Annotated in this window: 1 pseudogene; it reads right to left on the bottom strand. The window is 52.8% G+C overall.

Going from position 1 to position 286, the window contains the following annotated elements:
- Positions 1-286 (bottom strand): annotated as a pseudogene (locus P0G09_RS20670) (conjugal transfer protein); the annotation flags it as partial.

The raw sequence follows: 286 nt of genomic DNA, 5'->3' as shown, positions 1-286 counted from the left end.
CTTGCCGCCCGGTGCAGACAGCTGCTGCTTATTCAGCACCATGTCAATATACTTGCGGATATTTTTCAGGGCAGAGACATCCGGCTGCAAGGTTTCCTGTTGGGTGCGCAGCTCTGCGCTGCTCGATTGCAGCGCAGAAAATTCGGCATCCAATGCCGAAAAATCCACCGCTGTGCTGCCGTTCAGCTTCATCAGGGTGCGGACAGCTTTAATAAAGGTGTCCAGCTCCTCTTTGTGCTGGGCGGCATAAGCGTCCTTGGTCAGCTTGAAGCTCTTCTTTATAAAG

Source organism: Faecalibacterium sp. DFI.5.82 (assembly GCF_029076575.1).
In the GTDB taxonomy this organism is placed as follows: Bacteria; Bacillota; Clostridia; order Oscillospirales; family Ruminococcaceae; genus Faecalibacterium; species Faecalibacterium duncaniae.
The sequence above is the reverse complement of the archived record's forward strand: the minus strand, read 5'-3'. Positions and strand labels throughout refer to the sequence as shown.